Source organism: Haladaptatus paucihalophilus DX253, assembly GCF_000376445.1.
Taxonomy (GTDB): domain Archaea; phylum Halobacteriota; class Halobacteria; order Halobacteriales; family Haladaptataceae; genus Haladaptatus; species Haladaptatus paucihalophilus.
On record NZ_AQXI01000001.1, the window covers coordinates 1,830,908 to 1,854,249 of the forward strand.

22 protein-coding genes are annotated in these 23,342 nt (G+C 61.7%); 10 read left to right on the plus strand and 12 right to left on the minus strand.

All coding sequences use genetic code 11. The annotated features are described in order from the left end of the window. Positions 1 to 44 precede the first annotated feature (44 nt). Positions 45 to 221, plus strand: a complete 177-nt coding sequence (locus tag B208_RS24310; protein WP_007976177.1) for a hypothetical protein — start codon at positions 45 to 47, stop codon at positions 219 to 221. Here the strand turns inward: B208_RS24310 and B208_RS0110245 are convergent, their stop codons facing one another. From B208_RS0110245 to B208_RS0110290, 10 genes are all read right to left on the minus strand, one after another. Further along, entirely contained in the window at positions 222 to 797 is a 576-nt protein-coding gene (locus tag B208_RS0110245; protein WP_007976176.1) for a diacylglycerol/polyprenol kinase family protein, read from the minus strand. It lies immediately after the preceding gene. A 2-nt stretch (positions 798 to 799) separates the two neighbouring features. Further along, positions 800 to 2,530, minus strand: a complete 1,731-nt coding sequence (gene glyS, locus B208_RS0110250; RefSeq protein WP_018128853.1) for a glycine--tRNA ligase — start codon at positions 2,528 to 2,530, stop codon at positions 800 to 802. Then, a complete protein-coding gene (locus B208_RS0110255; protein WP_007976172.1) occupies positions 2,527 to 3,375 on the minus strand; it encodes a CBS domain-containing protein in 849 nt (282 codons plus the stop codon). Before B208_RS0110255 ends, glyS begins: the two co-directional genes overlap by 4 nt. 112 nt (positions 3,376 to 3,487) lie before the next feature. Further along, positions 3,488 to 4,054, minus strand: coding sequence for a DUF7529 family protein (locus tag B208_RS0110260; RefSeq protein WP_007976170.1), 567 nt, complete (start codon positions 4,052 to 4,054; stop codon positions 3,488 to 3,490). Between the two features lie 37 nt (positions 4,055 to 4,091). Continuing rightward, complete coding sequence (locus B208_RS0110265) at positions 4,092 to 4,541, minus strand: DUF7555 family protein (protein ID WP_007976168.1); 450 nt, start codon at positions 4,539 to 4,541, stop codon at positions 4,092 to 4,094. Continuing rightward, positions 4,541 to 5,872 (minus strand): ABC transporter ATP-binding protein, encoded by a 1,332-nt coding sequence (locus B208_RS0110270; RefSeq protein WP_007976166.1) that lies wholly within the window; start codon positions 5,870 to 5,872, stop codon positions 4,541 to 4,543. Before B208_RS0110270 ends, B208_RS0110265 begins: the two co-directional genes overlap by 1 nt. Then, a complete protein-coding gene (locus B208_RS0110275; protein ID WP_007976165.1) occupies positions 5,869 to 6,945 on the minus strand; it encodes an ABC transporter ATP-binding protein in 1,077 nt (358 codons plus the stop codon). The genes B208_RS0110270 and B208_RS0110275 overlap by 4 nt, the downstream gene beginning before the upstream one ends. Next, positions 6,945 to 8,423, minus strand: a complete 1,479-nt coding sequence (locus B208_RS0110280; protein WP_007976164.1) for an ABC transporter permease — start codon at positions 8,421 to 8,423, stop codon at positions 6,945 to 6,947. The genes B208_RS0110275 and B208_RS0110280 overlap by 1 nt, the downstream gene beginning before the upstream one ends. Beyond that, positions 8,410 to 9,432: an ABC transporter permease gene (locus B208_RS0110285; RefSeq protein WP_026177806.1), complete on the minus strand. Its 1,023-nt coding sequence runs from the start codon at positions 9,430 to 9,432 to the stop codon at positions 8,410 to 8,412. The genes B208_RS0110280 and B208_RS0110285 overlap by 14 nt, the downstream gene beginning before the upstream one ends. Positions 9,433 to 9,629: 197 nt before the next feature. After that, a complete protein-coding gene (locus B208_RS0110290; RefSeq protein ID WP_026177807.1) occupies positions 9,630 to 11,477 on the minus strand; it encodes an ABC transporter substrate-binding protein in 1,848 nt (615 codons plus the stop codon). A 317-nt stretch (positions 11,478 to 11,794) separates the two neighbouring features. Here B208_RS0110290 and B208_RS24315 point away from each other — a divergent pair, with 317 nt between their 5' ends. The 3 genes from B208_RS24315 (at position 11,795) to B208_RS0110305 (ending at position 16,680) form a co-directional block, all read left to right on the plus strand. Beyond that, positions 11,795 to 11,968 carry a DUF7556 family protein gene (locus B208_RS24315; protein WP_018128854.1) on the plus strand — a complete coding sequence of 58 codons (174 nt, stop codon included), beginning with the start codon at positions 11,795 to 11,797 and terminating at the stop codon, positions 11,966 to 11,968. Positions 11,969 to 12,173: 205 nt separating this feature from the next. After that, on the plus strand, positions 12,174 to 12,593 hold the full coding sequence (locus B208_RS0110300) for a PPC domain-containing DNA-binding protein (RefSeq protein ID WP_007976160.1): 420 nt from the start codon (positions 12,174 to 12,176) through the stop codon (positions 12,591 to 12,593). A 1-nt stretch (position 12,594) separates the two neighbouring features. Then, positions 12,595 to 16,680 (plus strand): DNA-directed DNA polymerase II large subunit, encoded by a 4,086-nt coding sequence (locus tag B208_RS0110305; protein ID WP_007976159.1) that lies wholly within the window; start codon positions 12,595 to 12,597, stop codon positions 16,678 to 16,680. Between the two features lie 276 nt (positions 16,681 to 16,956). Here B208_RS0110305 and B208_RS0110310 read toward each other — a convergent pair whose 3' ends face one another. Then, positions 16,957 to 18,057 (minus strand): DUF373 family protein, encoded by a 1,101-nt coding sequence (locus B208_RS0110310; RefSeq protein ID WP_007976157.1) that lies wholly within the window; start codon positions 18,055 to 18,057, stop codon positions 16,957 to 16,959. Between the two features lie 226 nt (positions 18,058 to 18,283). Here B208_RS0110310 and B208_RS0110315 point away from each other — a divergent pair, with 226 nt between their 5' ends. The 6 genes from B208_RS0110315 (at position 18,284) to B208_RS0110340 (ending at position 23,068) form a co-directional block, all read left to right on the plus strand. Then, on the plus strand, positions 18,284 to 19,132 hold the full coding sequence (locus tag B208_RS0110315; RefSeq protein WP_007976155.1) for an alpha/beta hydrolase family protein: 849 nt from the start codon (positions 18,284 to 18,286) through the stop codon (positions 19,130 to 19,132). A 54-nt stretch (positions 19,133 to 19,186) separates the two neighbouring features. After that, the gene (locus B208_RS0110320) at positions 19,187 to 20,182 is read left to right on the plus strand and encodes a radical SAM protein (RefSeq protein WP_007976153.1); all 996 of its coding nucleotides are present in this window, start codon (positions 19,187 to 19,189) and stop codon (positions 20,180 to 20,182) included. Between the two features lie 423 nt (positions 20,183 to 20,605). Further along, complete coding sequence (locus B208_RS0110325; protein ID WP_007976152.1) at positions 20,606 to 21,061, plus strand: TRAM domain-containing protein; 456 nt, start codon at positions 20,606 to 20,608, stop codon at positions 21,059 to 21,061. A 63-nt stretch (positions 21,062 to 21,124) separates the two neighbouring features. Beyond that, complete coding sequence (locus tag B208_RS0110330) at positions 21,125 to 21,601, plus strand: Tfx family DNA-binding protein (protein WP_007976150.1); 477 nt, start codon at positions 21,125 to 21,127, stop codon at positions 21,599 to 21,601. 22 nt (positions 21,602 to 21,623) lie between these two features. Then, complete coding sequence (locus B208_RS0110335; RefSeq protein ID WP_007976148.1) at positions 21,624 to 22,409, plus strand: SDR family oxidoreductase; 786 nt, start codon at positions 21,624 to 21,626, stop codon at positions 22,407 to 22,409. Next, a complete protein-coding gene (locus B208_RS0110340) occupies positions 22,409 to 23,068 on the plus strand; it encodes a Dph6-related ATP pyrophosphatase (protein ID WP_007976146.1) in 660 nt (219 codons plus the stop codon). Before B208_RS0110335 ends, B208_RS0110340 begins: the two co-directional genes overlap by 1 nt. On the opposite strand, the gene B208_RS0110345 is transcribed toward B208_RS0110340, so the two are convergent. Continuing rightward, positions 23,065 to 23,334 carry a hypothetical protein gene (locus tag B208_RS0110345; RefSeq protein WP_007976144.1) on the minus strand — a complete coding sequence of 90 codons (270 nt, stop codon included), beginning with the start codon at positions 23,332 to 23,334 and terminating at the stop codon, positions 23,065 to 23,067. The two genes, B208_RS0110340 and B208_RS0110345, sit on opposite strands and share 4 nt — an antisense overlap. Positions 23,335 to 23,342 lie beyond the last annotated feature (8 nt).

The window sequence follows — 23,342 nt, forward strand, 5'->3', positions numbered from 1 at the left end:
GGCGAAGGTTTATAAGACAAAACGGGACCAAACCCGCCAATCGAATGGTAAAGCACCTCCGCTACGTCGTTCGGATGCTGTTCCTCTGTCTGAGAGCGATCGTTCGACGGAAGTGTTCGACAGTTCGTCGTCTCCAAACCGGTCAGAGTATCGAACTCGCCAAGGGAGAGAATGGTCAGGTGCAGCGCGATGGCGATCTCCCGAAGTACGGCTACGGATGATCAAACGAGTATCGGCAGATACCGCAACCCGACGAAGATAGCCACGGCGGCACCGATGGGAATCGTGAGATTGTCGTCGATGACGTAGCCCGCGATGACGGGTTTCACGCCGTCGGCGAGCGTCGCAGCGACGGCACCGAACACGGCGGCGGGAAGCGGGAGGCCGAAGGCGGATGCGATGAGAAGACAGACCGCGAAAGTCACCAGCAAAGTGTGGGCCGCCTTGATGCCGAGTTCGCCCGACCCGATGAGGCCGCTGATGGGGTCGGCGATGGTCAGCATGAGCATCGCGGGAACGGCGATTCGCGGTTCGAACACCCACGCCGTCGCGGTCATGCCGAAGAAGTAGAGGGCGTAACCCGCGAGGTTGTCCTGTTCGTAACTCCGCGTGAGTTCGTCGTATATCTTCCAGTCGAGGCCGACGAACAGACGGATGATTTCGAGTGCGAGCGCGACCGCGGAACCGAGGAGAAGAAGGCAGCGCAACTGCTCCCACGTCAGCAACCCCAGTAGGTACAGCGCCGGAAATCCGGTTCCGCTGACGTGTACCAGCCTGCGCTTGACTTCACCCGCCACGGTTAGAGTTCGGAGAAGGCGCGCTCGCCGCTCCGAAGGTCGGCGATGAGGTTCGGGAGGTCGTCGACGGCGACGCGAACTTGTTCGGTTGAGTCTCGCTCGCGGAGCGTCACCGTGTCGTCTTCGAGACCCTCGTAATCGACGGTGACGCAGAACGGCGTGCCGACTTCATCCTGTCGCCGGTATCGACGGCCGATGTTCCCGGAGTCGTCGTAGACCACATCGAGGCCGTGGCTTCGGAGTTCGGCCGCGATGTCTCTGGCCGTCTCGCCCATGTCGTCCTTGTCCATGAGCGGGAAGACGCCGACCGTCGTCGGCGCGATTTCGGGGTCGAGCGACAGCCGGGTTCGCGTTTCGCCCTCGATTTCGTCCGTGTCGTAGGCGTGGTCGAGGACGGTGTAAAGAACGCGGCCGATACCGATGGACGGTTCGACGACGTGCGGAACGATGTGTTCGCCCGACTCCTTGACTTCCTCGACGCTGAAACCGGTCTTCTCGACCGGAATCGCGTAGGTGTCGCCGTCGGCTTCCACGGTCACCACGTCGCCGTCGAAGGCGGTGCGGTCGCGCTCCGCGAGCGTCTGGAGCGCCTCGGCGATGTCGGCGGCCGCGCCGCCGAACTCCGGACCGAGATAGCTCATGTCGGGGTCGACCGTCGCCCGTTCGACCACTTTCGGTTCGTCGTACTGCCGGAAGATGGTGAAATCCTCGTCGGAGTATTTGTCGTGCTTCGAGAGGTCGTAGTCGCTCCGGTAGGCGTAGCCGGTAATCTCTATCCAGTCGCCGTCGATTTCGGCTTCGGCGTCCCAACAGTCGCTCGCGTAGTGGGCGCGCTCGCCCGCGAGGTGCTGTCGGAAGCGGAAACGGTCCATGTCCACGCCGATTCGTTCGTACCACTCCTGACCGACGCCGAGGTAGTAGGCAACCCAGTCGCTGGCGATGATGCCCTCCTCGACCGCCTCACCGATGGTCGTTCGGAGGTAGTCGCCGTCATCGTCGTTCTGTTCGACGGCGGAGTACAGCGTCACTTCGACGTCCTCGACGCGGTGAAGCGGCGGTTCGTCGGTTTCGGGGTCGATGAAGTGTTCGAGTTCCGCCTGCGTGAACTCGCGGACGCGGATGATGGATTTCCGCGGGCTGATCTCGTTCCGGTAGGCCGTGCCGATTTGGGTGATACCGAACGGGAGTTGATTGCGGGCGTACTCCTTGAGTCGCGGGAACTCGACGAAGATGCCCTGTGCCGTCTCAGGGCGGAGATAGCCGGGGTGGCCGGAGCCGGGACCGATGTCCGTCTCGAACATGAGGTTGAAGTCTTCGACCGGCTCGCCCGCCAGCGGCGTCTCACAGCTCGGACAGTGGAGGTCGTACTCGGCGATGAGGTCGCCGACTTCCGAAAGCGGCATGGCTTCCGCGTCCTCGATGTCCGTGTTGTCCTCGATGAGATGGTCTGCGCGGTGGCTCTCGCCGCATTCGGGGCATTCGACCAGCATGTCGTCGAAAGTGTCGAGGTGGCCCGACGCCTCGAAGACGGGTTCCGGCATCACCGTCGGTGCTTCTATCTCCCGGTGGCCCTCCTGTACCTGAAAGCGGTCGCGCCACGAGTCCTCGATGTTTCGCTTCAGCGCCGCACCTTGCGGGCCGTAGACGTAGAAGCCGGACACGCCGCCGTATGCTTCCGACGATTGGAAGAAGAAACCACGACGCTTGGCGAGTTCGACCAACTCGCCGGTCATTTAAGCGCCTCCAACAGGTTCACGTCGCGCACGATGCCGACGAGGAGGTCGCCGCTAACGAGGGGAACCTGTTCGATGTCGTTCGTCAGCATCATCTGTGCGACCTCGCGCGCGGTCTTGTGTTTCGAAACCCTCACCACGTCGTCGGTCATGTACTCGCTGACCGGGGCGGACGGAATCTGGACGTTTCGCGTCGGGATGTAACTGTTGCCGACCGATTTGATTCCCTCCCACATCCACGCATCGTCCTCGTTTGCGATACTGCCGCCGGTGTCGTCCTCGCCCTCGACCACGTGGGCGACGTCGATGATATCGACTTCGGTGAGGATGCCGCTCATCTCGCCGTCCTCGCCGAGCGTGACAGCGTACGGGACGTTCGCGTAGTAGATTTCGCGTTCGGCGACGCTCAGCGGCGTGTCGACGTAACAGGTGTTGACGTCCGGACTCGCCAGTTCGCCGACATCCGTGTCGCCATCGGCTTCGCCTTCGGCTATCGCTCGAACGACGTCCGTGACGGTGACGATTCCTTCGAGTTCGCCGTCGACGACGGGAACGCGGCGGGTTCGTTCGTCCAACATCAATTTGGCGACGTCTTCGACGGATGCGTCCTGCGTCGTCGTCGCGACGTCGCGCATGAGCATCGCAAGTTGGTCTTCGTCGGGGTTCTCGATGAGGTCATCGCGCGAGATGAGACCGCGGTACTGCTCGCCGTCGTCAGTCTGCTTGACGACCGGAACGGAGGAAAACGAGCGTTCCTGCAAGTATTCGAGCACATCGTCGCGCGTGCCCGGAAGCTCGACAGTAACCACGTCTGACCGGGGTGTCATCGCTTCGGCAACGTTCATATCCGCCGGATACGGCTTCACCCTTCTTGTACCCTACGAAGCGCGGGGGGACGAGAAGCGGATGCGCGGATGCAAAATCGAGGTGAGACAGAGGGACACCGACGAACGGTGACTATTCGTCGTCGGTTCCGACGTTCGCTTCCACAACGTAGTCTTCGTACTTTTCCGGCTCCGGGAAGAATTTCGTGTAGTCGTCGTGCCGGAACGACCCGTGAACCGTCCCGTCCAGCGTCTGGACGTGACTGAACATCTCGTCTTCTTCCATCGCCGTTTTGACGAGCGGCGGCGCGTGCATCATCTCGTAGGAGCCCGCGATGAGAATCGCGGTTTCGGTGTCGGGGTCGAGGAACTGCGTGAGCTGGAACACGCGGGAGCCGACTTCCTTGCGGAAAACTTGATATTTCGGGAACGTCCCCGCTTCGACCGCTTCACTGAAGTCCTCGGCGTAGTTGTCCGGGATGACGTAAACGAAACCGAACCGGTCGGTGTCGCCCGCGTCCGGGTTTTCCGGTGCGGTGTGGCTGGCGGGGACGGTAACGACGTCCCACCCCTCCGATTCGAGGTCGTCCGCCATCGCGTTCATGTCTTCGAGCGTCATCCCCCACGCATCCTTCTCGGCATCGGCGTTCGCCGCGATTCGCTCGGCGTAGTTGCCTTCCTCGTCGCCGGTTTCTGGCATACAGCGACTTCAGGCGCGGAAGCGGTAAAAACTGTTGCTACGCGCCAACGCCGAACACGGCTTCCATGAGGAACGAAGCGAGGAGAATCGCGATGCTCGCCAGAAACAGCTTCGCACCGGGAGAAAACCGCTCCTCGGGCGGAATCGAATACCACGACAGCGGCGGCAGTCGCTGCACGGTAGCTTGAAACCGCGTCTCCTCGCGCGAACCGATGACCTCGCCCCGGGTATCGTTTCGCACGATCTCTATCTCGCCGTCGGATTTATCCACGTCCCACGGACGGTCGGGTCGTAACTGCCACGCACCGTATCCGAACAGCAGGAAGCCGATCAGAAACAGAAAGTACTTCACGCCGACCAGCCCGCCGCCGAGCGGGAAGCTTACCAGGCCGCCGCCGACGAACGCCACACCGGTCACTGCGATGGCGTAGACGAGTGCGTCGAGCGCCTGTCGTGCCCGCCGTGGAGACCGGTCCGGTGCAGCCATTACCGATTCGCGTAGGGCGTGAACTCGTCCGGTTCGTCGTACTCGTCGAGGTGGCGGTGACAGTGACTAAAGCGACCGGAATTGCTCACCACGTTGTCGCCGGGCGAGTCGGAGTCACAGACGCTTCCGAACACGTCGCGGAGATACTCGCGGGCCTGCTGGTCGTCGTTGTTCTCGATGTAGCCCGTCGCCTCGTCGATGTGCTGTTCGATGTCGCGCGGGATGTCGATATCGGCGAACAACTCCTGTTGAATCTCGCCGATGTCCGAAAAGCGCGTCTCCATGCCGAGCAGTTCCTTCACCTGGTCGGTCACCGACCGGTCCGCGCGGGTTCGTGCGCGCACGACTTCGCGGAAGATCTCGATGTTGAGCCAGAGGTCGTCGTCCGCGTCCCGGAACTCCTCCGGCCGAATCTTCATCGGACAGCGCGTGCTGAACGGACATCCCTTCGGCGGGTCGCGGGGACTCGGTGGCGTTCCCCGAAGCGTGATGCGCTCCCGACTGCTCGTCGGGTCGGGGTCGGGGATCGCCGACAGGAGCGAAATCGTGTAGGGATTTTTCGGTTCTTCGAACAGTTCGTCCGACGGACCGAGTTCCATGATGTGACCGAGATACATCACCGCCACGCGGTCACAGATGTGCCGAACGACCGAGAGGTCGTGGGCGATGAACAGGTACGTCAGGCCGAACTCCTCCTGCAGGTCTTCGAGCAGGTTGAGAATCTGGGCCTGCACGGACACGTCCAGCGCCGAGACGGGTTCGTCCAGCACGATGAACTCGGGTTCGAGCGCGAGCGCGCGGGCGATGCCGATGCGCTGGCGCTGCCCACCCGAGAACTGGTGCGGATAGCGGTAGTAGTGCTCGGGTTGCAACCCAACCACGTCGAGCAGTTCTCGAACGTGTTCCCGGCGCTCGCGCGGCGTCTTCCAATCGTGAACGTCGAGCGGTTCGCGGATGATCTCCCCGACCGTCATCCGGTCGTTGAGGCTGGATTCGGGGTCCTGGAAGACCATCTGGCTGTTCCGTCGCCAGTTTTTGAGTTCCTGTCCCGACAGTTCGGTAATGTCGGTGCCGTCGAACAGCACCTCACCGGACGTCGCTTCCTCCAACTGGATGAGCGTCCGTCCGAGCGTCGATTTGCCACAGCCGGATTCGCCGACCAGCCCGAGCGTTTCGCCGCGTTTGATTTCGAGCGAAACGCCGTCGACCGCCTTCACGGGGGTCGAATCGATGAGACCGCCGTCGCCGTAGTAGGTCTTCAGGTCGTTGATTTCAACGAGCGTCTCGCCTTCCGAGACAGAGGTGGATTTACTCTGCTGTACTTCGCTCATAGTTCATCCTCACTTTCGGTTGCCGCATTTCGGTGCACGTCGATGGCCTCTGATTGGGATACGTCTTCCGGATACAGCAAGCACGCCGCGGCGTGGTCCTCCGAATCGTCGTTGACCGCGACGGGTACCGGATGCACTTTGTCGCACGAATCGAACGCTTCGGGACACCGGGGGGCGAACCGGCAGTACGTCGCCGGTTCGTTCGGCGTCGGAACGTCGCCCTCGATGGTGACGAGGCGGTCCGCGTCCGGGTTGTTCCCCGGAATGCTTCGAAGAAGCCCCCGAGTGTAGGGGTGTCGTGGATTTTCGAACAGTTCCACGACGGGAGCGCTCTCGACGATTTCGCCCGCGTACATCACGTTCACGCGGTCAGCGATTTCCGCGATGACACCCATGTCGTGGGTGATGAACATGATGGCGAGGTCGCGCTCCTCCTGAAGCTCGTCGAGGAGTTCGAGGATTTGGGCCTGAATCGTCACGTCGAGCGCCGTCGTCGGCTCGTCACAGATGAGCAGTTCGGGGTCGCACGCGAGCGCCATGGCGATAACCGCCCGCTGGCGCATCCCACCCGAGAACTCGTGTGGGTACTCGCGGACCCGTCGTCCGGCGTCCGGGATTCCGACCGCTTCGAGGAGGTTGATGGCCTCCTTGGTCGCTTCCGTTCCCGTCAGCCCTTGGTGGAGGCGAAGCGCCTCCTTGATCTGATTTCCGACGGAGTACACGGGATTCAGACTCGTCAGGGGGTCCTGGAACACCATCGCGATGTCGCCGCCGCGAATCTGTCGGTACTCCTTTTCGCTCTTCGTCGTCAGTTCCTCGCCCTTGAATTGGATACTTCCATCGAGGATGCGGCCCGGCGACTTGATGAGTCCCATGATGGAGCGTGCGGTGACGCTCTTTCCGGACCCGGATTCGCCGACGACGCCGACCGTCTCACCGGGTTTGATGTCGAACGAAACGCCGTCACAGGCGCGGATGACTTCCTTGTCGGTGAAGAAGGCCGTCTGAAGGTTCTCGACGCGAAGCATCGGTTCCCTGTCGGCGATCGACGAGGGGTGTTGACTCGATGCCATTATGCGCCACCTCCCGTCGCCGCGACTTCGGCACCGGCGTCTTCGCCAGTCTCGCTCTGCGGGTCAACCGCGTCGCGGATGCCGTCGCCGAGCGCGTTGAAGGCGGTGACGACGAGCACGATGAGCACACCCGGAATGAACGAGATGTGCCACGATGGACCCGCCACGTAGCCCTGTCCCATACTTACCGCACGACCCCACTCGGGCGTCGGGGCGTTGATACCGAGGCCGAGGAACGACAGTCCCGCAACCCCGATGATGATGCCGCCGAGGGTCATCGAGGAGTAGACGAGCAGGTAGCCGAGGATGTACGGTGCCATGTGCTTTTTCATGGTCGTAACGGGGCTCTGTCCGAAGCTCCTCGCCGCGTCGATCCACTCCTGTTCGGACACTTGGAACGCGGGACCGCGCACCGCACGCCAGAGATACGGCCATCCCGTCCCGGCGAACAGTAAGGCGAGCAGGAAACCGCCGTTATATATGCGCGCAATCCAGGTGTCCGCTAACACGTACGAGAGCAAGATGAGGAACAGGAGACGGGGAATCGACATGATGGAGTCACCGATGATGACGGCACCGAGGTCGACGAGACCCTTGTAGTACGCCGTCAGGAGCGCGAACGCCGTCGCGATGAGTCCGCTCACCAAGATAGCGGTGACACCGATGAACATCGACACGCGAGCACCGTGTACCATGAAGGTGAACATGTCCGACCCCAACGGTAACGTCCCGAACGGGTGCCATCGGCCGTAGTCGTCGTAGGTCATCGGAGCGACGTTTCCGCTCGGACCTTCCGATGTCGAACCCGCATTAGCGTCACCGATATTGACTTTCTCGACCTGCCCGGTGTCCTTGTTGAGATAGTTAACCTCGTAGGAGTACGGGTTTTTGATGTTGCGCTCGACCGTCGTCGTTCCGAGTGCGGGTGCGAAAATCGCCATCACGACGAACATGAAGACGATGACGAACCCGAACAGACCCCACGTGTGACCGCGGAATCGGTTCACCATGTCGTCACGGGGAGTCCAGTCGGCGTATCGATAGTGCTTCCGGAACGTGAGGTAGCCACGCCAAATCCAGTACAGGAAGACGAGCGAATAGGCGTAGATGAGCGTAACCCGAATCGTCCAAACGATGGCCGGGGAGAGTCCGAGGAACGTTCCCTTCCAACCGCCCTGTGGCGATTGCCATCCGGTGTTGTCGAATATCTCCCTCGAAAGGAGCGTCGGCAGGTTCGCCAGCGCGTCGCCGAGGGTCGCAAACGGCGCGGCGACCGGTTTGAGGAAGGGCAGTTTGTCCATCAGCGCCGCCCACGGGAACGACATTATCATGCCCGAGAGCGCACCGAATTCGACCGCGATCAGCAGTAGGAATCCGGCGAGCCACAGCGTGGCCGGTTGTGGGTTGTCTGCGATTCGTTCGCGGAGGGGACGTTCTTCTCGAATGGTCGAATTTGAACTCATATTACGCGCCTCCATCGTAGCCGACGCGGGGGTCGATGAGGGTGTACAGGATGTCCTGTACGATGTTGATTATCACGACGAGCAGGATGAAGATGAACATCAGCGCTCCCACGAGCGGTAGGTCACCGCCTTCAATCGCATCGAAGAACAGTTGCCCGATACCGCTGATGCCGAACACCGACTCGACGAGAACCGAACCACCGATGAGCAGGAACGCCTCGCTCGTGATGATGGGAACGAGCGGGATGAGCGCGTTCCTGAAGATGTGTTTCCAGACGAGCGAGCGCGGAGGGACGCCCTTCGCGCGTGCCGTCTCGATGAAGTTGGAGTTCACCGTCTCCAACACGGCGGTCCGACCGATACGCATCTCGTTCCCCATCGACGCGGAACCGAGGACGATGGCCGCCGGTGCGATCTTCTTGATCGCCGCGAGCAGGTCGTGCGGGTTGGTCAAGTTACTGGGATCCTGAAACGGAACGCCGGTGACGTTCGTATGGACGATCCAATTCTGCCAGTCGAAGCCGAACAGCACCTGTTCGGAGAGGGACAGAACCGACATGAAGATGATCGCCAACCAGAAGTTCGGCATCGCACGCCAGACGATACCACCGAACGAAGCGACGTAGTCGCTCCACGAGTTCGGGTTCAGTCCGGCGTAGAATCCGAGGGGAATACCCACGAAGACGGCGATGAGCACCGACCAGAAACCCAACCAGATGGTTCGCGGTGCGTAGTCCAGAATGATCGAGTACGCACTCACGTCGGGTTGAAGCACCCACGATTTGCCCAGGTTAAAGGTGGCCATGTTGATCATGTAGTCGATGTACTGTGCCCATAACGGCTTGTTAAGGCCGAGTTGATTCCTGATCTGCTGATATGCCTGTGGGTCGCCTGTCGGACCGAGAATGGTCCCAACGGGGTCGATCGGACCCATACGGAGGGCGACGAACGTAATCGTCATCCCGAATATCAGGATCGGAATGGACAGTAACAGACGGCGACCGAGGTAGCGCCATCGGCTCATACTGTCAGTTCACCTCCTGTTCAAGCGTGGTCGTGTCGTGCGGTAGGTTGCACCCAATGGTAACCGCGTTCATGGCTGATACGGGTACGTATTTCGCGTTCCTCTCATTATGTCTTGCGATACCATTACCCCGAATTTTTGGACATAGACGCCGCTAACGGGACGTTTAAAGAAAAATGAACGCCGAACTGTCCTGATTATTTCCGTTCGCTAAGTTTGACTTTGTTGTACATCTGACGGCTGTAGTCAGCGCCACCGTACTTGGGTGCGTCGACCCATTCGTAGGAGAAGCGCTCGGAGAGACCGTGGTACATGTTGAGGAAGGTGACGTCCTCCCAGTTGGCCTCCTCCATCTTGATGTAAGCCTCCTCGCGAGCCGTCTGTTCTTTGTCCGTCGGACCGGTGTTGTTCTGGATCGTATCCCACGCGTTCGTCGCCTTCTTCGCTGCTGGCGTTCCGGACCAGTTGGTGTACGACTGCGGCGAGTCCTTGGACGTGTCGGTCAGCGGCGGGTAGAGCAGACCGAGGAAGTTGTCCGGCTTGGGCCAGTCCATGACCCAACCGAGCGAGTAGGCCTCGAGCTTACCCTGACGACCCTGCTGGAGCAGCGTCGAGAACGGCGTCCTCTGGATCTCCATCTCGATGTGTGCCGCCTGAAGCTGGGCGCGGAGGCGCTTGCCCAGCTTGGGCCACGTCGAGGAGGACTTGTAGACCGTGAAGGTGAACTTGAACTTGTTGTTCTCGTTGTAGCCAGCATCCTCCATGATCTGCTTCGCTTTGTCACGGTCGGACTCGTCGTAGCTGTACGGATACTTGTTCTTGGCGTGGCTCTCGTACTTCTTCGCGCCGCCGGGGTAGATCATCGGAGGCGTGAGGTGGTACGCCGGTGCACCGCGGCCCTTGAACACTTCTTCGACGATGGTTTCCTGGTTGGCAGCGTAGGCGATAGCCTGTCGGACGGGCTTCGGAACCGCTTCCGTGTTGAAGCCCATGTAGTACGTGTTGATGGTCGAGACACCGAGGTAATCGAACGTGTTCCCTTGGATGGGACCGTACTTACCGACGGTTCGACCGAGGTCGTCGGTGCTGGTGTCACTGACTTTGCCGGGGTCGTATTTCGAGGTGGGGATGAAGTTGCTCCCGTACCCCATGTCCGCGTTCTGGTTCATGACACCGTAGGTGTACATCTCCTCGGAGTTCGAAGAGATCTTCCAGTGGACGCCATCGACCTTGGGCACGTCACCGTGGTAATCCTCGAACTTGGTGACTTCCGCGGAAACGTCGGATTTCCAGTGGTCGAACTTGAACGGACCGGCACCGATCGGGTTCTTCGTGGCGAACTTGCTCTGTTTCATCTCGCCGTCGTAGCCATCGATGTCGCCGACGATACCTTCGGGGATTGCCGCGAAGGACGTGTAGGCGAGCATCTCGAGCGTGGCGTGGAACGGCTTTTCGAGCGTCATCTCGAGCGTGTAGTCGTCCTTCGCCTTGAGCGCCAGCGAGTTCGCTTTTGCAACGGTCAGTTCGTGTTCGCCCTCGTCGTCCTTGTACGTCTTCGTCGTCGTCTCGTGTTTGACGCCGATGGAACTCAGAATAAAGTACTGCCGACGGGAGTTCTTCGATTCGGCGAGACGGCGCCACGAGTAAACGATGTCTTTCGCCGTGACTTCCTTGTCGTTGTGGAATTTAACGCCCTCTTTGAGGTGGAAGGTGTAGGTCTTCTGGTCGTCGGAAACCTCGTGACCTTTAGCGAGTTGTTTCTCGACGGCAATCTCCGAGTTCGGGTAGTTCATCAAGGAGTCGAAGACCTGCTGAATAACCGTTCCGGACGCCGTGTCGGCCGCCTTGACCGGGTCCAGCGTGGTCATCGTCGAGTTGATGAGTTGCAGCTTGTTGCCGCCACTGTTGTTACCGTCGCCGTTACCGTCGCCGTTACCGTTGTCATCGTCACCGCCACCAGTACAGCCAGCAAGTGCGACAGCGGATGCCGCACCCCCAGTTGCCTGTAGGAACCGCCGACGGGTCAGGTTGTCAGTATCTGTCATCCACACTCGGCTTGTGTATCACAGCGGATAAACTTACCGCTTGAGAATGGCATCGTTACGGTCTTAAACAGGAGGTTTATTGCAGTCCGAGGTCGATTCTCCTTTTATATCACCAAGTTATTTTACAGAGAATTAAAATAGAATAAAGTCTGGAGAAAGTGATACGTTGGCAAAATCGACCGGGTAACGTGGTGCTATTTTCGTGAAATACATCATTGTCGCCGATTTTACCCGATTTTTCAGGAAAATCACAGCATCACGAGAGTAGGTATCATCGTTTCGGTGGCCTTATATCCCTTGGTACTCATTCTCAAAGTATGACGCCGGATACGGCAGCAGTGTCGGTGTCGCTTGCAAACGACTCCGAGGTCATGGCCTCGGTGGACGATGACGGAGAGACGGAACGACTCGTCATCGCGGATGTGTCACGCGACGACGCGTGGATTTGCATGCGAGTATCGGACACTGCCGCACTCCCGAACTGGCGATAGTCCCCCATACCGCCGCGGTCCGCGAACAGCCCTCTCACCACGACTCCACGTTTTTCACTCCTCGGTGAGCCATCGTCAGAACCAATTATAAGACTGACAAGAAAGGAGCACCGTACTCGGGAAAGCGATGCATACGTTCGTTGGAACGGAGAACTGACGGGGCGATACTAACCTTTTTTGTCCCCGGACGAAGTTCCATGCAGACATGGACTATCGGGAGGTCGCCGGGGAACAGGAGTTCGTTGCCCGACTCGGACACGGAGCGGATTGGCGCGAAGAGATCGAATCACTGGCCGACGACGAGGACGTGGACGCGGCGTGGTTCGTCGCGATGGGCGCGGTACAGGACGCCGACGTTTGGTTCTACGACCAAGACGAAACGGAGTACCGCGAGGTCCGATTCGACGAACCGCTGGAAGTCGCCTCGTGCGTAGGCAACGTCTCCCTGCTCGACGGTGAGCCGTTCGCGCACACGCACGCGGTTCTCTCTCGTCGGTCGGGACAAGCGGTCGCCGGACACCTCGACTCGGCGACGGTGTTCGCTGGGGAGCTGTACATGCGGACGTTCGAGGAACCGCTCGTCCGGGAACACGACGAGCCGACCGACCTCGACCTCTGGCTCTAACATGCGGGACGAAGACCGGCAGTATTTCGAGCGACTGGAGTCGCGGCTCGACGAGGCGTTCGACGTCGCGGAGGCGGCTAAAGAGCGCAGCGGCGACCCGCAACCGGAAGTCGAGATACCGGTCGCACAGGACATGGCCGACCGCGTGGAGAACATCCTCGGAATCGAGAACGTCGCGGAACGCGTCCGCGAACTCGAAGGCGAGATGTCACGCGAAGAGGCCGCCCTCGAACTGGCGAAGGACTTCGCGGACGGCAACGTCGGTGATTACGAGACGCGCGCCGGGAAAATCGAGGGCGCGGTTCGAACGGCAGTCGCGCTGTTGACCGAGGGTGTCGTCGCCGCACCTATCGAGGGAATCGACCGGGTGGAACTCCTCGAAAACGACGACGGAACGGAGTTCGTCAACGTCTACTACGCCGGTCCGATTCGCTCCGCGGGGGGGACCGCACAAGCGCTTTCGGTCCTCGTCGCGGACTACACGCGGGCGCTCATCGGACTGGGCGAGTACAAGGCGCGTGACGACGAGATAGAGCGGTACGCCGAGGAGATAAACCTCTACGATTCCGAGACCGGATTGCAGTACTCCCCGAAGGACAAAGAGTCGAAGTTCATCGCCAAGAACATGCCCGTCATGCTGGACGGGGAAGCGACGGGCGACGAGGAGGTTTCGGGGTTCCGCGACCTGGACCGCGTGGATACCAACAGCGCCCGGGGCGGAATGTGTCTCGTTCTCGCGGAGGGTATCGCGCTTAAAGCGCCGAAAATTCAGCGATACACGCGGAATCTGGACGAAATCGACTGGCCGTGGTTGCAGGACCTCATCGACGGCACCATCGGAAAGGACGACGGCAAATCGAAAGAAGACAACGCGAACGCGGACGACGACGCCGACGACGATGAGGAGGAAGAGGGAGCGGAAAGCGAGGCCGAGGGCGACCACAAGTTACACGGTCCGCCCCGCGTCGAAGAGGCGACGAAGTTCCTCCGCGACCTCATCGCCGGGCGTCCCGTCTTTACCCATCCCTGCCGTCCCGGCGGGTTCCGCCTTCGCTACGGACGGGCGCGAAACCACGGCTTTGCGACCGCGGGCGTCCAACCCGCGACGATGCACCTCGTGGACGACTTCCTCGCGACCGGAACGCAAATCAAGACCGAGCGGCCCGGGAAAGCGGGCGGCGTCATCCCCGTCGATACCATCGAGGGGCCGACCGTCAGGTTGGCGAACGGGGACGTGCGCCGCATCGACGACACCGACGAGGCGCTCGAAATCAGGAACGGCGTCGAGGAGATTCTCGACCTCGGCGAATACCTCGTCAACTACGGCGAGTTCGTGGAGAACAACCACCCGCTCCCGCCCGCATCCTACGTGTTCGAGTGGTGGGTTCAGGACTTCGAACACGCCGGTGCGGACGTGCAGGCCATGCGCGACGACCCCCACATCGACCTCGAAGACCCCTCGGCAGCGGAGGCGTTAGCGTGGGCGACGGAGTACGACGCGCCGCTGCATCCGAAGTACACCTACCTCTGGCACGATATTTCGGTGACGGACTTCGAAGCGCTGGCCGAAGCCGTCGAGTCGGGAGAGGTCCGCGACGGGCGACTCGTCCTTTCGAACACCGAGACGGTACGAACGGCGCTCGAACACCTTCTCGTCGAACACAGACAGGGCGAGGTCCTGGAGATACCGGACTGGGAACCCCTCATTCGGTCGCTCGGATTCGACGCGGATCTCACGCGCGCGTGGGAATCACTATCAGACGAGGCGCGCGAGTGGGGAGAGAACGAACCCGGGGACAACGCCGTGAAAGCGGTCAACGAAGTCGCACCGTTTTCCGTCCGGGAGCGCGCACCGACGCGAATCGGGAACCGGATGGGACGGCCGGAGAAGTCGGAAAAGCGCGAGATGAGTCCCGCGGTACACACCCTCTTCCCGCTCGGCGAAGCGGGCGGCGATCAGCGCGACGTGGCGAAAGCCGCCGCCCACACCGAAGGCATGTCCGGGAAGCGCGGGCAAATCGAGGTCCAAATCGGACGTCGAGAGTGCGAAGAGTGCGGGCACGAGACGTTCAAATGCCTGTGCCCGGAGTGCGGCGGCAACACCTATCCCGTGTACCGCTGTCCCGACTGTGAAACCCGCGTCGAACCGGACCAAGCGGGACGGGCGGAGTGCCCCCGCTGCGAGGTCCCCGCCACGAGCGTCGAGTGGCAGACGATAGAGATGAACGACGAGTTCCGGGGCGCGCTCGAATCGGTCGGCGAGCGCCCGAACGTCTTCGATACGCTCAAAGGCGTCAAGGGACTCACCTCGGCGCACAAGACGCCCGAACCCATCGAGAAGGGCGTTCTCCGCGCCAAACACGGCGTCAGCGCGTTCAAGGACGGGACGATTCGCTACGACATGACCGACCTTCCCGTCACCTCGGTCAGGGCGTCCGAACTGGACGTGGAACCGGGGCAACTCCGCGCGCTCGGCTACGAGGAGGACATCCACGGCGAACCACTCCAGCACGACGACCAACTCGTAGAACTCCGGGTACAGGACATCGTGCTCTCGGACGGCGCGGCCACCCACCTGCTCAAAACCGCCGACTTCGTGGACCAGTTGCTGGAGGATTACTACGGCCTCGAACCGTTCTACGACATGGACGAGCGCGACGATTTGGTCGGGGAACTCGTCTTCGGGATGGCACCCCACACCTCCGCCGCCGTCGTCGGCCGCGTCATCGGCTTCACGAGCGCGGCGGTGGGATACGCACATCCGTACTTCCACGCGGCGAAACGGCGGAATTGCTTCCATCCGGAGACGAAGGTGTGGTATCGGGACCAGGACGACGAGTGGCGGTATGACGAAATTCGACAGTTGGTCGAAGAGCGGTTGGAAAACCCGAGAGAGGATGATTTGGGTGCACTCGTCCAAGAACTCGATTGCGAGGTTTTGGTGCCGTCGATAGACGAGGATGGGAACGTCGTTCGAAAACCCATCGAAGCGGTTTCAAAACATCCGGCTCCGAATCACTTGGTCGAAATCGAAACGCGAAGCGGGCGGGAAATTACGGTGACGCCGGACCATTCGATGCTTCGGTGGAGCGGAAACGGCCCCGAAGAAATCGAAGCGCGAGAACTGAAAGCCGGCGCTTCGGTTCCCGGTTTCCTCGGAGAAGCAGGTTCCAGATTCTCGGAGGGAGACACGAGTTCAGGAGCAGTTGCGGACGGTGGTTCCTTCGAGCGCGACGAAGTAACGCGAGTCGAAATCGTTCAGTCCGAGATTTCGAACACGTACTGTGTCACCGTTCGAGACACGCACAACCTCGTCGCAAACGGAATAGCGACGAAGCAGTGCGACGGCGACGAAGATTGCGTGATGCTCCTCATGGACGGCCTGCTCAACTTCTCGAAGGAGTTCCTGCCGGACAAGCGCGGCGGGCAGATGGACGCGCCGCTGGTGATGTCCTCGCGCATCGACCCCTCGGAAATCGACGACGAGGCGCACAACATGGACATCGTGGACCGGTATCCCCGCGAGTTTTACGAGGCGACGCTGGAGATGGTGGACCCGGAGGACGTGGACATCACCATCGCGGAGGAGTATCTGGGCACCGACCGCGAGTACACCGGGTTCCGGCACACCCACGACACCTCGAACATCGCGCTCGGGCCGGACCTCTCGGCGTACAAGACCCTCGGGTCGATGATGGACAAGATGAACGCCCAGTTGGAACTGGCCCGGAAGACCCGCGCGGTGGACCAGACCGACGTGGCCGAGCGCGTCATCGAGGGGCACTTCCTGCCGGACCTCATCGGGAACCTGCGCGCGTTCTCGCGCCAGGAAACCCGCTGTCTGGACTGCGGCGTGAAGTACCGCCGGATGCCGCTCTCGGGCGATTGCCGGGAGTGTGGCGGCCGGGTGAACCTGACGGTTCATCAAGGCTCGGTGAACAAGTACATGGACACCGCGATTCAGGTCGCCGACGAGTACGACTGCCGCGAGTACACGAAACAGCGGCTTCAGATTCTGGAGCGCTCGTTGGAGAGCGTGTTTGAAAATGATAAGAACAAGCAGTCCGGAATCGCGGACTTCATGTAACTCACCGGAACCGGCGAATCGTATTTGATTTGCATGGGACCGCAAGTACAGATGTCACTGAAACCGCAACCGCACCGCGTGCTCACGGCGTTGCCGTTCGTTTTCGAGGGTTCTCCGAACCCTCGCACGCCACACCCTCCCCAACCGATTTCTCCGGTCGCTAACGCTCCCTCCGTCATCCCTCGCACGACTTCACCGAGGCGACGTGGCTGAGAGAGGCCACGTCGCCTCGTCAGCGCGCGCCGCCCGGAAAGTTGGGACGCGGAAACAATATTTCTAGCTCGCTCGCGCCTGTCCTGACCTCGAATAGCGGGATTCGGCGATGGCGAACACGAGCGTGCTCGTCAAGCCGAGCAGGGTTCCGGCCGTGAGCATTCCGGCGAGGAATTCGAGCGACGCGCGGCTCAGGAAGTAGGCGCTGACGGCGTAGAGGACGCCGCCGATGGCGAGGACGTAGAACGGCGCGTTCAGGTAGCGCCACCGGAACTCGTCGGCGAGGTACTCGTCGGTGATTTGACCGAGGCTGGAGGTGATGCCCGCCGCGGAAAACCACACGACGGCACCGTAGATGAGTGCCGCGAGGACGCGAAGCGCGCCGAGACTCCGGCCGTCGTTCTGCTGGCGGATGGCTTCGAGGGTATCGACGCCGCTGACGCCGCCGATGACGAGGAGGGCGGCGGCGACGACGTAGGTGATAAGCGTCACGCGACCGGAGTAGAGGCTCCGACGGGTCTTCTCGGCGAGGCGGTCCACGACGCGTTCGAGGCCGAGGCCGCGAAAGAGGACGTACAAGCCGAGGAGGCCGGAGAGGCCACCGAAGACGGCACCACCGGGCATGCCGAGCCGGTCGGCGGCGAGCGCGAGCGGATAGATGAGTATCAGGATGCCGAGCGGGACGAGAATCGTGCCGCGGGTTTCGGGGTCGTCGAGAACCTGCTTGATGGTGTAGTACATCGACTCCAAGTCCTGTGCCTGCCGGACGACGACCCGGCGGACGCCATCGACGGGGATGCGCGAGCGGATGACGGGGATGACGCTCTCGTCCTGTGCGCCGTCGGTAACGATGACGGTCGTTATCTCCTCGCTGGTGCTGAGGCTGGCGAGCACCGTGTCCACCTCCTCGCCGACCTCCCGGTTGGCGCCGATGTCGCTTCCGTCGTTTCCGGTGACGATGGCGACTTCGACGCTCTCGTCGAACCGGATTCGGTCGTAGAGGTGGACTCCCTCGAACATGACGTTGACGTCGCTGTCCTCCGGGTCCGCGGTGGCGAGCGCGACGGCGGCGGCCTCGACGTTATCCCGACCGACGACCGGCGTGTCGAAGTGGGTCTTCCGGCCGAGGTCGTCGTCGAGGTCCACGCACAACACCAGCAGCATTGGCGGTGCGTACGCGGCGGATGGTTAACTGTTTTCGGGAGTGAGGGCCCGAGGTGCAGAGGTGGTCCAGTGGAACAGACGAAGAGCGCACGATGTGAAATAGACACAGTGTTAAGTAATAAAATAGGATTGGTGGGGGAATAAACGGTCTAAACGGTGCGTTTGCCGTCGTTCGACCGACATTAGCCCGCGTATAATAATGGCCTCATACGGGAGTTTTCGACCGATGACTCGAACGCCGACACGCCGCCGCCTCCTCCACGCGGTCGGGGTCGCAGCGACGGCAACGCTCGCAGGTTGTTCGTCCACCGGTGACGACGAACCGACAGGGACAGAAACGACGACGGGAAGCGGGACGACGACGGGGGGTGGAACGACGACCGGAACGACGACCGCCGATGGGACGACCGACGCGGGGGAGACGACGACAGAAACGACAACTGGAGACGAGACGACGACCAACGAAACCACGACCGGAACCGCGCCGCCAGCGGACGGTGGCGACGTTCAGTTCGTGACCGAAGGCGGGGCGACTGTTCGCGGGACGCTGCTCGGCGACGGCGAGTGCGGCGTCGTCTTCGCACACGGAAAGGGATTCGACAGGAAGAGTTGGCTCCCCCAAGCGAAGCGACTCGCCGAGGACGGTCACACTTGCCTCCCCATCGACCTGAATCTGGACGGGGACGCAGCACCGGAGTACGTTCTCGCGGCGGTGCGCTACCTTCGTCGTCGGGTCGGCGTGGAAAGCGTCCTCCTCGTCGGTGCCGGTGCGGGCGCGAGCGCCGTCGTTCGCGCGAACGCACAGGCGAAGTCGGGGACGGTGGACGGGACGCTCGTCGTCTCACCGGAAGCGGGCGTGGATTCCGCCGCCGAGATGCAGGGCTGGAAGCTGTTCGTCGTGAGTCGCGGCGACGAAAAGTCCGTGCAAACGACGAAGCGGATGCGCGACGCCGCTTCGAACCCCAAGCGATTGGAAACCGTCGATGGAAGCGCGCACGGCCAACGCGTGTTCGAATCGAGCTCCGACGCGATGTGGTCGATGATGAACGGCCTGCTGCGGACGGTCTGCGGGTGAGGAAAGCGAGATTCGCACGCTTTTTGAGGCTCGACGGGCAAAACGGTACAACGAATGATTTCCAAGGGCTGTGAACAGTGTGCTGAAGGAGGGAAGATGGTTCTCTTCGTCTACGGCTACTGCGACCAGCGCGACTGTTTTTACTGCCCCCTCGGTGAGAACCGGAAGAACGTCACCGACGTGTACGCCAACGAGCGCCTCGTCGAGGACGACGAGGACGTGATTACGGAGGCAAAGCGCATGAACGCGCTCGGCACGTCCATCACGGGTGGCGAACCGCAGGAGGCGATGAACAAGACCTGTCGGTACCTCTCGCTTCTCAAAGACGAGTTCGGCGAGGACCACCACACGCACCTCTACACCGGTATCACGGGCGGGCGGGAGAACATGCGACGACTGTCGGAGGCCGGGTTGGACGAGATTCGCTTCCATCCGCCGTACGAACAGTGGGGAGAACTTCACGGGACCGAGTGGGAGGACATCCTCTACATCGCCCGCGAGGAAGGACTCACCCCCGCGTTCGAGATTCCGGGTATCCGCGCCGAAGAGGAGTTCCTCGACTTCCTCGACGAGGGCGCGGCGGAGTTCTGTAACATCAACGAGTTCGAGATGTCCCAGGGCAACTACCGTCGGATGCAGGCCGAGGGATTCGAACTCCAAGAGGGTCACATGTCCGCCGTCGATGGGTCCAAGGAGGACATCCTCGACGTGATGGGTGACCACCCGCGAACGTACTTCTGTACCTCGGTGTTCAAGGACGCCGCCCAGCACCGCAACCGCCTGAAGCGGATGGCCCGACAGATTCGCCGCGAGTTCGACGACGTGACGGACGACGGTACCCTGATTTACGGGAAGACGTGGGCCGACGAGAAGCGGTTCGCCGAACTCGGCGTCCCCGAGGAGTTCTACACCGTCAAATCGAACCACATCGAAGTCGCGTGGTGGCTGCTGGAGGAGATGATAGAGGAGGGCGACGTGGAGAAAGGCGAAATCGTCGAGCAGTATCCGACCTACGACGGGCAAGTGGTCGAGCGGACGCCGTTGGCCTGAGTTCCGCGAGCGATTTTTGTAGCTATTTTCGAGATACGCGACGGACACGAAGAACACGAGAGCAACGGTGGGTAACGCAACCACCGGAATCGACCGGTGACACAGCCGCTAGTCACTAGCGACTCTTCCGGAAAATCTCCGATTTTCCGGGCCGACGAACCCCTCGAAGGCGCGTCGAAGACGAGCGAACGCGAGTCTTCGGACGCGACGGGAGGGGGTGAGGAGGGTCTTCGTGAGCAGCGCGAACGAAGGCTCGGAAGTCGCAGCCCGCGAACGAAGTGAGCCGGAACGTCTTCCGGTGCTTTTGATCAACCTTTTCTCAGGGAGGTAGACCGAATCCGGCGCGGTTTGCACCGGATTCGGTTCCCGACCGCAAGAAAAGGTTGCGGAAGTGTTTAGGCACGCGCCGCTATAGCCTGTAGCATGCCGGACTGTCCACTCGCCGATGACTGCCCCAGTTTCGAAGAACGAATCAACGGGATGGGATGTCATCACTACGGCGACCGCGGCGGCGCGGAATGGTGCAATCACTACAACCAACCGATCCGCGAGTTGAAGACCGCCCCGGTCCAGCCGGGCGAGGAAGTCGTCGTGGATATCGACGACATTCACGAAAGCGGCTCCGGCGTCGGTCGAACCGAAGACGGGTTCATCGTTCTCGTCGACGGGATTCTTCCCGACGCCCGCGCCAAGGTGAAGATCACGAACGTGAAGGGAAACCACGCGCTCGCGGACCCCATCGAACGGCTGCCAATGGAGCCGGAGGAAACGGACAAAGGCGGCGAGGAAGCCGCGGACGGCGATGCCGAGACGAAAGACGACAGGAAAGCGGAACGGCGACAACACCTTGGAAGTCGAGACAACTTCTGGGGCGGATAAACCAACGAGTGGACAGTCATTTGCGGGTAGGGGGCGTAAGCCGATATATGTCGGAGGTACGAAATGAGTGAGCAACTGGACGTGAATGAGATTCTCCGACGGGCGGGATTCGACGCGGAGACGAGTGTTCTGACCCGACGACAAGCGGAAGTGCTCGCGCTCCGCGAGCGCGACACCGCACAGGCGGCCATCGCGGACCGGCTGGGTACCTCGCGGGCGAACGTGTCGAGCATCGAAGCCAGCGCTCGGGAGAACATCAGCAAGGCGCGCGAAACGGTGGCGTTCGCGGAGGCGCTCCGCGCGCCGGTTCGAATCGAAGTCGAATCCGACAGCGACCTCTACGACGTTCCGTCGCGGGTGTACGAAGCGTGCGACGAGGCGGGGGTAAAGGTGAACCACGCGGCTCCCGAACTCATGAAGCGAATCAGCGACGAGGCGGGCGAGGCGGTGAAAGGGCGGACGATTCGAACGGCCCTGCTCATCGGCGTGACGCACGACGGCGAGGTAGCGGTCAGACGGCCGGGTCCCGAGGAGTTTTAGCGGTTCCCACGGATGCGAACGTATGGACCTCGGACTGGAGGGTAATACGGCACTGGTAACGGCGAGTTCGAGCGGCCTCGGCTTGGCGAGCGCGAAGGCGTTGGCGCGGGAAGGAGCCAACGTCGTCATCTGCGCGCGGAGCGAGGACGGACTGGCGAGCGCGGAGGAAGAAATCGCCGACCTCGGCGGCGGCGACGTGCTCGCGGTGCCGACGGACATCACCGACCCGGACGAAATCGAGGCGCTGGTCGAGGCGACCGTCGAGGAGTTCGGCGGACTCGACCACCTCGTCACCTCGGCGGGCGGGCCGCCGAGCGGGCCGTTTCTCGACACCTTAGAGCGCGATTGGTACGCCGCCTACGACCTGCTGGTGATGAGCGTGGTGTGGCTGACGAAACGGGCACATCCGCACCTCGTAGAAAGCGACGCGGGAACGGTCGTGAACATCACCTCGACGAGCGTTCGGGAGGCCATCGACGGACTCGTCCTCTCGAACGCGGTTCGGCGGGGCGTCATCGGGTTGATGCAGACGCAAGCCCGGGAGTTCGCGCCCGACGTCCGCGTCAATGCCGTGCTTCCGGGCGCGCACGAAACGCCGCGGATTCAGGACCTCGTGGAGGCCGCCCTCGAACGCGGCGAGTACGACAGCTACGAGGAAGGGTTGGCGGACTGGGCGAGCGACATCCCGATGGGTCGCGTGGGCGACCCGATGGAACTCGGAGACACCGTGGCGTTCCTCTCCAGCGAGCGGGCGAGTTTCGTGAACGGCGTCGCGCTTCCCATCGACGGCGGACGACTCCGAAGCTAATGACGGCGCAACAGAACACGGTGCTCTCGTGGAGCGGCGGCAAGGACGCCGCCTACGCCCTGTTGGAACTGCCGCACGTCACCGAACTGCTCACGACGGTTTCGGAGAACGGCAGGAGCAGCATGCACGGCGTGCGCCGGGAGTTGTACGACGCGCAAGCCGAGGCGCTCGGGATTCCGATTCGATACGTCGAACTCCCGATGGAGTGTTCGAACGAGGAGTACGCCGCACGGATGGCGAGCGTGGTAGACGAGTACGAAGCGCGCGGAATCGAGCGCATCGCCTTCGCGGACCTCTATCTCGAAGATATCCGCGCGTATCGAAAAGAGCGACTGGCGGAAACGACCATCGAGGGCTGTTGGCCGGTTTGGAATCCCGATACCGACGAGCAGATTCGGTCGTTCCTCGACGCCGGGTTCCGCGCGACGGTCGTTACGGTCGATGGCGGCACGCTCGACGCATCGTTTGCGGGACGGGAGTTGGACGAGGCGTTCCTCGCCGACCTTCCCGAAGAAGTCGACCCCTGCGGCGAAAACGGCGAGTTTCACACGTTCGTTTGGGACGGGCCGACGTTCGACTCGCCGCTCTCGGTCGACGTCGGCGAGACGGTTACCCGAGCGGTGGGTGACGGCGAGTTCCACTACTGCGATTTGTACTAAGACTCGATTTCCTGCGCGATTTCCTTCGCTTCGTCACGGGCTTTCTCGGTGCCCGCTTGCTTTTCGATGAGGACGCTCTGGACTTCCCACTCGTCACTGCCGATTCGTTTGCCGGTTCGAACCTCTGCCCCGTTCGAAATGTCCCGTGCGATGTCGGCGGCCCAATCGGGGGTTCGAATCGTGTCGAAGACGTCCGGGTCGCGGAATCGAACGTGGATGTACTCGTCCGTCGTTTCGACGGACTTGACGCGTAGCGTGTCGGCCATAGCGTGCC